Annotated in this window: 9 protein-coding genes; all 9 read left to right on the plus strand. The window is 62.8% G+C overall.

Going from position 1 to position 9,555, the window contains the following annotated elements; genetic code table 11:
- The first annotated feature begins 398 nt into the window (after positions 1-398).
- The 9 genes from KCH87_RS48145 (at position 399) to KCH87_RS48185 (ending at position 9,508) form a co-directional block, all read left to right on the plus strand.
- Positions 399-611, plus strand: a complete 213-nt coding sequence (locus KCH87_RS48145; protein WP_210594413.1) for an MbtH family protein — start codon at positions 399-401, stop codon at positions 609-611.
- Positions 612-668: 57 nt separating this feature from the next.
- Positions 669-1,751 (plus strand): 4-hydroxyphenylpyruvate dioxygenase, encoded by a 1,083-nt coding sequence (gene hppD / locus KCH87_RS48150; protein ID WP_210594414.1) that lies wholly within the window; start codon positions 669-671, stop codon positions 1,749-1,751.
- A 53-nt stretch (positions 1,752-1,804) separates the two neighbouring features.
- Positions 1,805-2,878 carry an alpha-hydroxy acid oxidase gene (locus KCH87_RS48155; RefSeq protein ID WP_308299095.1) on the plus strand — a complete coding sequence of 358 codons (1,074 nt, stop codon included), beginning with the start codon at positions 1,805-1,807 and terminating at the stop codon, positions 2,876-2,878.
- Positions 2,879-2,938: 60 nt separating this feature from the next.
- On the plus strand, positions 2,939-4,429 hold the full coding sequence (locus KCH87_RS48160) for a tryptophan 7-halogenase (RefSeq protein ID WP_210594416.1): 1,491 nt from the start codon (positions 2,939-2,941) through the stop codon (positions 4,427-4,429).
- Between the two features lie 121 nt (positions 4,430-4,550).
- Positions 4,551-5,741 (plus strand): prephenate dehydrogenase, encoded by a 1,191-nt coding sequence (locus KCH87_RS48165; protein ID WP_247197926.1) that lies wholly within the window; start codon positions 4,551-4,553, stop codon positions 5,739-5,741.
- Positions 5,742-5,784: 43 nt separating this feature from the next.
- A complete protein-coding gene (locus KCH87_RS48170) occupies positions 5,785-6,639 on the plus strand; it encodes an acetaldehyde dehydrogenase (acetylating) (protein WP_210594418.1) in 855 nt (284 codons plus the stop codon).
- The gene (gene dmpG / locus KCH87_RS48175; protein WP_210594419.1) at positions 6,636-7,673 is read left to right on the plus strand and encodes a 4-hydroxy-2-oxovalerate aldolase; all 1,038 of its coding nucleotides are present in this window, start codon (positions 6,636-6,638) and stop codon (positions 7,671-7,673) included. The genes KCH87_RS48170 and dmpG overlap by 4 nt, the downstream gene beginning before the upstream one ends.
- 34 nt (positions 7,674-7,707) lie before the next feature.
- The gene (locus KCH87_RS48180) at positions 7,708-8,688 is read left to right on the plus strand and encodes a class I SAM-dependent methyltransferase (protein WP_210594420.1); all 981 of its coding nucleotides are present in this window, start codon (positions 7,708-7,710) and stop codon (positions 8,686-8,688) included.
- Positions 8,689-8,719: 31 nt separating this feature from the next.
- Positions 8,720-9,508 (plus strand): 2-keto-4-pentenoate hydratase, encoded by a 789-nt coding sequence (locus KCH87_RS48185; protein ID WP_210594421.1) that lies wholly within the window; start codon positions 8,720-8,722, stop codon positions 9,506-9,508.
- The last annotated feature ends 47 nt before the right edge of the window (positions 9,509-9,555 follow it).

A 9,555-nucleotide genomic window follows, 5' to 3' on the forward strand; every position in this document is an offset into this window, starting at 1 on the left:
GGTGTTGAGACCGCGCGAAGTTCAGCTGGACCAGCACCGCTGATGATCGTTTGCGGAATTGAAGGCCACTGGGGCACTCAACGGTTCTTCATGCCTGCCATTCCGGCATCGCCGCAGCCAGGTTAGGTGAGCGGCCACGGGCGGTCACCCCTCGATCGGGTAGGGAAGCATGGCTCTCAAGCGGTCCTGAAGCGCCCTTCGAGTGTGGGCGTGTGTCCTTGAATTCGGCTCCAGCTCCGCTTGGGTATCACTCCGGTCCCGTGCGGCCCTACCAGGTTGAGGGATGTGGTGTCGCCAATGGCCCACTTAGCCTGGCCGTAGAGGTCAAGACAGAATCAAGACAAAGAACGTTGAATCACCGAGCTCGTGTACCAGCAAGGAACAGAAGGAGCGAGGTCGTGACCAATCCTTTCGAAAACCCCGAGGCGGAATATCTCGTACTGATCAACGAGGAGAAGCAGTATTCGCTCTGGCCGAAGTTCGCTGAGGTACCGGCCGGCTGGAATACCGTGCATGCGAACGACCGAGCATCGTGCCTCGAGTACATCAACTCGAACTGGACGGAAATGCGGCCGCATAGCCTCGTGCAGCAGATGAACGCAACGGCGTGAACCCTGCCGGCCCTCACCAAGTTCCTGCCCACACAGTCAACCGAGATAGTGAAGCAAATGGCGAATTCGAACGGTTCCATTTTCGATGAACTCTCCATTGACCATGTCGAGTTTTATGTCCAAGACACGGCGGTGGCTTCAGCGCAGTTCATAGACAGCTATGGGTTCGAGATCTACGGAGCTTCCGAACCGGCAGATTCTGCCGAGGCCGTCCGTTCGGTGGCGCTCGGCAAGAATCAGATCCGGCTGGTGCTGACGATGGCGCAGGGTGCTGACCACCCCGCAGCCGCATACGTCGAGCAGCACGGTGACGGGGTGGCCAATATCGCGCTCACGGCCTCCAATGCCACGGAGGCATTTACCGAGGCAGTGCGCCGGGGCGCCGCAGCGGTGGCGGAGCCGGCCGAGCGGGACGGGCTCATAACGGCCTCGATCAGGGGCTTTGGAGATGTGATCCACACATTCGTGCAGCGCCCCGCAAGTAGCGATGCGCGGACACTTCCGGGTTTCTCATCGGTTCCGGAAACAGGTGCTCGGCTTGACAGTGGCCTGGGTGAGATAGACCACTTCGCCGTCTGTCTCGAAGCTGGGCAGCTCACGCCTACCGTGGAGTTCTACGAGAAGATCCTGGACTTCCAGATGATCTTCGAAGAGCGCATCGTGGTGGGCAGTCAGGCAATGGATTCCAAGGTGGTTCAGAGTCGATCCGGCTCTGTCACTCTTACTTTGATCGAACCCGATACTTCACTCGAGCCGGGGCAGATAGACAAGTTCCTGAAGAATCATGATGGGGCCGGCGTCCAGCACATCGCTTTCACCGCAGACAACATTGTGGAGTCAGTGGGCCTGCTCAAGTCGCTGGGTGTGTCCTTCCTGAGCACTCCGGATGCCTACTACCGGCTGCTGTCCATGGATCTGACCAAGCATTCTGTCTCCGAACTGCAAGAACTGGATATCTTGGTCGACGAGGACCATGACGGCCAGTTGTTCCAGATCTTCACTGCCTCGGTCCACCCGCACGGCACATTCTTCATGGAGGTCATTGAGCGTCTGGGGGCTCGCACCTTCGGGAGCGGGAACATCAAGGCACTCTACGAGGCAGTCGAACGGCAGCGGGCTGATGCGGAGGCTGAGAAGTAATGGCTCCGCAGTCCGGGGCACCGGTCGATACAGCGGGAACGCAGCCCGTGTGCGTGAAAGACCTGCAACAGTCGGCCGCCGCGCGGTTGGCGCCGGCGGTGTGGGATTTCATTGCCGGTGGCAGCGGCACGGAATCCACCCTGGACGCCAACCGTGCGGCCCTGGACAGCGTGTCACTCGTGCCCAGGGTGCTGGCAGGTGTCAAGAAGACTGACACCGGTGCACAGTTTCTGGGCACTTCGGCCGCGCTGCCCCTCGCCGTCGCGCCAATGGCGTACCAGCGTCTCCTGCATCCAGAGGGCGATCTGGCAACCGCAGAGGGTGCTTTGGCGGCGCAGGTGCCTCTTGTGGTCAGCACGATCAGCAGCCATTCGCTGGAGGAAATCGCCAAGGTCGGGGCAACGTTGTGGTTTCAGCTGTACTGGTTGCACGATCGCGGTCGGGTGGTCGAGCTGATTCGCCGCGCCGAGCAAGTCGGTTGCCAGGCATTGATGGTGACCGTGGATGTCCCGATCATGGGCCGTCGGCTACGCGACCTGCGAAACGAGTTCGCGCTTCCCTCCTGGATCCGTAGTGCCAACCTGGAGCCCGGCGGCCCTTCCGCGGCGCATTCCCGCCGACCCGGCGAGTCGGCCGTGGCCGCGCACACGAAGATTGCCTTCGACTCCACGTTCGGCTGGTCCGACTTGGAATGGCTCCGGGAGCAGACCCGACTTCCCTTGGTGGTCAAAGGCATCCTTGATCCCAGGGACGCCGAACAGGCCGTCCGACTCGGGGCCGAAGCGGTGGTGGTTTCCAACCACGGTGGCCGGCAGTTGGACGGTGCGCTGCCCAGCATCACCGCGCTGCCATGGGTGGTCGAAGCGATAGGCGGGCAGTGCCAGGTCCTTATGGACAGCGGTGTCCGCAGCGGCACCGACATCCTGCGGGCACTGGCGCTGGGCGCTGATGGGGTCCTGGTAGGGCGTCCGGTGTTGTGGGGGCTGAGTACAGCCGGGGCGCCGGGAGTTACCCAGGTGCTTTCGCTTTTGCGGACGGAGCTTGAGGAGGCCCTCCTCCTGGCCGGCTGTGCCGACCTGGCCGCCGCACGCACCTTGCGCTCGTTTGTTTCCGGTATGCGGGGCTGATACCGCGTTTGCGGTCTGGTCGCCCTCCGTCGCCATCGAACTATTTGAGGAGAAGATGCCATGTATGTCGAAGACGACCACGAGTTCGATGTCGTTGTCGTCGGTGGTGGGCCGGGTGGTTCTACGGTGTCCACCCTGGTGGCTATGCAGGGTTACCGTGTTCTTGTCCTGGAGAAGGAAGAATTCCCCCGGTACCAGATCGGGGAGTCCCTGCTGCCTTCGACGGTGCATGGTATCTGCAGACTCCTCGGTGTCTCGGACGAGTTGGAGAAGGCTGCGTTCATGCCCAAGCGTGGAGGCACCTTTCGATGGGGGAGCAGCCCCGAGCCGTGGACGTTCTCCTTTTCCGTTTCCGCGACCTTCTCGGGCCCGACCTCGCTGGCCTACCAGGTCGAGCGGATGAAGTTCGACCAGATTCTCCTGGACAACGCGCGTGACAAGGGAGTTGAGGTCCGCGAGAAGAGCTCCGTGGTGGATGTCATCGAGGAGGACGGCCGCGTCTGCGGGGTGCTCTACAGTGACGTTGACGGAGTTCGGCACGAGGTGCGCAGCCGCTTCGTCGTGGACGCCTCCGGCAACAAGAGCCGCATTCAGAGCCGGATCGGCGGTACCCGGCACTACTCGGACTTCTTCCAGAACATCGCGCTCTTCGGTTACTTCGAGGGCGGAAAGCGGCTTCCTGCCCCCAACTCCGGAAATATTCTGTGCGCCGCCTTCAACTCCGGTTGGTTCTGGTACATTCCGCTCACCGATTCGCTCACCAGCGTCGGCGCGGTACTGCGGCGTGAGGCTCTGGAGCGAGTTCAGGGGGATCGGGAGAAGGCCCTGATGGGCCTGATCGAAGAATGTCCGCTCATCGCGGAGTATCTGTCCGAGGCACGTCGGGTGGAGAGCGGACCCTACGGCGAGATCCGGGTCCGCAAGGACTACTCGTACTGCCAGGACACCTTCTGGCGCCCCGGCATGGTTCTGGTGGGCGATGCGGCATGCTTCATCGATCCGGTCTTCTCCTCCGGCGTGCACCTCGCCACGTACAGCGGCCTTCTGGCCGCCCGCTCCATCAACTCGTCGTTGAGCGGAGACTTTGAAGAGAAGAAGTGCTTCGACGAGTACGAAGTGCGGTACCGGAATGAGTACTCGCTCTTCCACGATTTCCTGGTGGCGTTCTACGACATGCACCAGGACGAGGATTCGTACTTCTGGAGCGCCAAGAAGGTCATGAACAGCTCGGCGCCCGGACTCGAGTCTTTTGTCGAACTGGTCGGCGGTGGAGCTTCGCACGAAGGCGGATTGGTCAACGCGGCTTCCTACACCGAACAGCGCGAGTCCAAGTTCCGGGAGTTCTCCGAGCTGGCCGACCGGCCCGCAGGCGAGAGTGGAACGGATCGCGATTTGTTCGACTCGACGCTTGTCCAGTCGGTCCTCGAAGAGGGGGCCAAGATCCAGGTCCATGCCGCGCTGGGAGGGGTCGTCGACGACGAAGGCCCGATTCGGGAAGGCGGTCTTGTCTCATCCGCCGACGGAATGCGCTGGGCGGATTTCGAATACTGACCTGATCTCGCGTTCGGGGTTGGTTCTCGGGGTGCGGGCAGGCCGGTGGCGTCGGCCAGGTGAGCCCTGCGGTGGCCGGTGGCCACCCAGAGGCTGATGGGGGGTAACGATGATACGAACGATGGCTGTGGTCGGCACGGGCCTGATCGGCACATCAATCGGCTTGGCTATCAGTCGGCATGGCATAACAGTGCATTTGCTCGACAAGGATGAAGTAGCCGCTCGCACGGCCGCCGCGTTGGGCGCGGGAGTGGTAGGTGCTTCGGACGAACCGGTCGACTTGGCAGTGATCGCGGTACCACCGAGCGCAGTTGGCGATGTGCTCGCGGAGATGCAGGCGCGAGGGCTGGCCCGGAGCTACACCGACGTGGCCAGTGTGAAGGCGCAGCTGGCACGAGACATCCGGAATTCCGTGGATTCTCCGTCCAGTTATGTAGGTGGACATCCTCTTGCCGGCCGTGAGCGATGCGGCCCGCTTGCCGCTCGCGCGGATTTGTTCGAGGACCGGGCCTGGGTCCTGACTCCTTCGGAGGCGACGTCTCAGGATGCGGTGAACCGGGTGTTCGAAATGATCGCGCTGTGCGGGGCAGTTCCCGTGATCATGGAGAGTCGCGCACACGACAATGCAGTGGCGTTGGCTTCGCATGCTCCCCATCTCGTGGCCAGCCTCATGGCCGCGAGGCTTCAGCACGGCTCGCGGGAGGAGATTCGGCTCGCGGGGCAAGGGCTGCGCGACGTGACGCGGATAGCTGTCAGGGATACCGGGCTGTGGAGCGACATCCTGCAAGCCAACGCACTCCCTGTCGCCGGAGTACTCCGGGAACTCAGAGACGATCTGACGACACTGCTGGCCACGCTCGACGACTTGTCCAGTGCACCGCAGGACATGAGGAGCCAGAGCCTGGAGCCGATGGTGGACCTGCTGAACAGGGGTGCTGCCGGACTGGCGGCGATTCAGGGGCGGCAGGCCGCGGACAGGGAGACGCACGTGGAAGTTCTGGTCGCGGAGAGCCCTGGACAGTTGGTGCGTTTACTGGACGCTCTCAAGACATTCCACGTGGAGGCGGAGGACGTGGTGCCGCGGCACTCCCCGGAAAAGGGAACCTTCTCCATCACGTTCGCAGTCCCGGCGGCGCGTGCCGGCCAGATCGTCCTGGAGTTGGGCCGGGCCGGTTGGAACGCTGAATCCCTCGACCCGGTGTCCGGCGCGCGGCAGCAGAAAATAGCAAGCGTACTTACCGCAAATTCGGCCCGTCTCGTCGGCCGAACTCGCCCTGACGCTCACAGCATTGAGACTGCGAACAGAGGATAGGTGAATGCACGCACAAAAAGGCTCCAGTGCTGACCCTCTTCGCGTGGCTATCATAGGCACGGGAAATATTGGCTGCGACCTGCTGCTCAAGGTCATGGCTTCGCCCCATCTCCGGTGCGACTCGTTCGCCGGCCGACGTACCAGCTCTCCGGGTATAGAGCTTGCCGATTCTCGCGGGATCCCAACGACTACTGGCGGGATCGACGCGGTCGCTGAGTTGGCGGACCGAATCGACGTGGTCTTCGATGCGACGTCGGCCAAGGACGCGGTGCACAACTGGAACATACTCGAAGGTCTTGGCATTCCGGTCATCGACCTCACTCCGTCGCATCTCGGTAAATTCTGCGTTCCGGCGCTGAACCTTGAGGAGTGCCTCACCGAGCAGAACGTGAGCATGGTGACCTGCGGTGGACAAGCCGCAGTTCCCATCGCGCGCTGCTTCAGCGATGCTTCCGACGGCCTGGGGTACCTGGAAATCGCTACAGCCAGCTCATCGGCGAGTGTCGGTCCTGCGACGAGGGCGAATATTGATGAGTACGCCTTCACTACTCAGCAGGCCACTCATGAATTTTGCCGGGTAGACACCGCCAAGACGATTCTCATCATCAACCCGGCGGATCCGGGAATTGTCATGCGGAACACCATCGCAGTACCGGATTCCGAAAACGTTGACATGGAAGCGCTGCGCGTCTCGGTCGACAGCATGGAGAAGCGGATCAATTCCTATGTCCCGGGCTATCGCGTTGTCGTTCCGCCAGTTGCCACCGGCGATCGCATCATGGTGACCATCGAAGTAGAGGGACTCGGTGACTGGTTGCCACGCTACGCCGGGAATCTGGACGTCATCACCTGTGCGGCAGTGGCTGTTGCCGAGGGGCGAGCGGAGGCTCGTCGATGAAGACACATGCCGAGCGGCAGCTCAAAATCTGTGACACGACCTTGCGGGACGGAAATCACGCCGTAGCGCATCAACTGGGCCATGCGGACATCGTCGCCTACGCCAAGGCCGCTGAGCTTGCGGGGGCCGACCTCCTCGAGGTCGGGCACGGCAACGGACTTGGCGCCTCGTCCATCCAAGTGGGACGTGCGGCGCTGACCGACACGGAGATGCTCACAGCCGCACGCGCCCAGTTGAAGCAGACACGGCTCGGCGTCCTGTCCATCCCCGGGTTCGCGACGGTCGAACGCGATCTGAAGCCCGCACTGGACTGCGGAGTTGACGAGGTCAGGGTCGGTGCTCACTGCACAGAAGCGGATGTGACGCGCCAGCAGATCACCATGCTCCGTGAGATGGGTGTCACGGTCAAAGGCATGCTGCTGATGAGCCACATGGCGTCGACCGAGACGCTCATCGAGCAGGCACGGCTCATACAGGAGTACGGAGCACACGCGGTCATCCTGATGGACTCGGCAGGTGCGTACACTCCGGCCGCAGTTGATGAAAAGGTCGGCGCGCTCGTCGAGGAACTCGACATTGAGATCGGCTTCCACGGCCATAACAACCTCGGCCTTTCGGTGATGAACAGCATGGCCGCCGTCAAGGCCGGCGCGACCGTCGTGGATGTGACGGCGCGCGGCTTCGGCGCCGGGGCCGGTAACGCCCCGCTCGAACTGGTCGCCGCAAACCTCCACTTGGCACAGATCGAGACCAAGCTCCAGCTGTTCGCGGCACTTGACGCGGCCGATCTCGCGGAATCCACATTCGTCAAGCGCATTCCGACAAACGACAGCGTCACCATTGCGAGCGGCATCGCCGGCGTCTTCTCCGGATTCGCCGCGCCCACACGCCGAGCCGCGGAGCGCTTCCAGGTGGATCCACGAGAAATCCTGATGGAACTGGGCCGCAGGGGCGTCGTCGCAGGCCAGGAAGACTCCATCATCGAAGTGGCGATGGGGCTCGCCCAGAAGAACTCCGTGTACGACGTAATTTGATGATCGTTCAGAACACTGAGGAGTAAAGGTGAACTTGGATTCCGCACGCGAGGTGGGAGCGGATTTTGCGGCGGTCGCCGCACTGCTCCAGATCGGTGCCGAGATCGGCGTGGACCAGGTGCTGGACTCGGGCCGCACGTTCGGTATCGCCGAACTGGCCGAGGCGACAGGTCTTTCCCAGGACAGCCTCAGGGACTACGTGCATGCGCTGTCGGCCGCCGGGCTGGTCGCCGCCGAGGACGGGAACGACCTGTACCGCGCGTCCGACGACTACCCGGACTGGAGGCACGAGGTCGGCTATCTGTCCTGGGCGCTGACCGCCAACAGTCCGTTCCTGCAGAACGCCCGAGCCTTCCTCTCCGACAGCGAGTCCGCCGCTGACGCCTACCGTCGTGACGGGCGCCGGGTAGCGGTCAGTTCGCGCTGGATCGGGGATCGGGCCTTCTACCCCGCCGTTGTCGAACGGGTCGTGGCCGCCGACGCGAAGCACGTCGTCGACCTCGGCGCGGGCGCGGCCGGTCTGCTCATCGACCTCCTCGTTCAGGACGACCGCCGTTCCGGTGTCGCCCTCGACCTGAGCCCGGCTGCCTGTGCCGCTGCGCGAGAAGCCGCGGGACGAGCCGGCGTGGACGATCGGCTGAAGGTCATCGAGCGGTCGGTCGAGTCTCTGATCACCGACCCCGGTCCGCTCGAAGGGGCGGATGTCATTCAGGCATGCTTCGTGATGCACGACGTCCTCCAGAACGAACCTGTCTTCGAAGACGTGTTGCGCACCTGCCACAAGGCTCTCGCGCCCGGCGGCGTCCTGGCCGTGGTCGATGCGGTCTCGTACGGGCAGGAAGCTCGCGAGCGTAAGTTCAGCGCCCTCTTCACCTACCTGCACTCGAATTTCATGGGAATCAAGCTGCCCACCGCGGACCAGTGGGTTGAAAAGTTCCGCAGCGCTGGCTTCTCGAATGTCGATTGCGTGTCACAGATCATGCCGGGTGGCCGGCTGTTCGTGGCGACCAAGTAACTTCCCGAAGTCTGAATGGAGGGGTGCCGAGATGGGGACCGTTGCGGCCGTTCATGAGAACATAGCCCTCGAACTTTGGAACGCCAAGAACGAGCGCAAGGCGATACCGCCCATCTCCGCTCGGCACCCCGAGTTCACCGCGCTGGACGCCTATGCCATCCAGCATGCTTTCCGCACCCTTGAGCACAAGAACGGGGCGGTGCATGCCGGATACAAGGTTGGTGCCACGAGCGTCGCCATCCAGAAGATGTTCGGCGTCGATCAACCGGATTTCGGGTTTCTGACCGAAGGCATGCTTCTCGCCGACGGCGCCTGCCTTGATCCTGGATGGTTCATCTCACCCAAGGTCGAGGGGGAGATCGCGTTCCGGGTCGGCGCCGACCTCTCCGATCCCCTTACGACGGCTGCGGATGTACTGAACGTCACCACCGAGGTCTTCCCGGCCTTGGAGGTGCTCGACAGCCGTATCAAGAACTGGGACATCGCGTGGGTGGACACCGTCGCGGACAACGCCTCGTCGGCAATGGCCGTCTTGGGTAAGGCCGTTCCCTTCGATGGGCGCGACCTCGCCGCCGAGACGATGGTGTTCGAGTCGGGTGATTCCGTTCAGACGGCGAACGGTTCGGCCGTGATGGGGCATCCGGCGGAGTCCGTGGCATGCCTTGTGCGCATACTGGCCTCTTTCGGCGCGGGGATCGGTGCCGGCGACTTGGTCCTGGCCGGATCGCTGGCCGCAGCGGTTGATCTCGAGGCGGGCGCCACCGTCAGGGCGTCATTCGGGTCCTTGGGATCCGTGTCCCTTTCCACTTTCAGCAATTGAGCTCTTACGTAGCTCTCTCCATGCGACACACGCTCGACCCCAATATT

The organism is Streptomyces sp. GESEQ-35 (genome assembly GCF_017948485.1).
In the GTDB taxonomy this organism is placed as follows: Bacteria; Actinomycetota; Actinomycetes; order Streptomycetales; family Streptomycetaceae; genus Streptomyces.

Excerpts from the sequence above, each read along its gene's own strand:
- hppD (WP_210594414.1), top strand. The coding sequence starts at position 669 with ATGGCGAATTCGAACGGTTCCATTTTCGATGAACTCTCCATTGACCAT.
- KCH87_RS48160 (WP_210594416.1), top strand. The coding sequence starts at position 2,939 with ATGTATGTCGAAGACGACCACGAGTTCGATGTCGTTGTCGTCGGTGGT.
- KCH87_RS48185 (WP_210594421.1), top strand. The coding sequence starts at position 8,720 with ATGGGGACCGTTGCGGCCGTTCATGAGAACATAGCCCTCGAACTTTGG.
- dmpG (WP_210594419.1), top strand. The coding sequence starts at position 6,636 with ATGAAGACACATGCCGAGCGGCAGCTCAAAATCTGTGACACGACCTTG.
- KCH87_RS48165 (WP_247197926.1), top strand. The coding sequence starts at position 4,551 with ATGGCTGTGGTCGGCACGGGCCTGATCGGCACATCAATCGGCTTGGCT.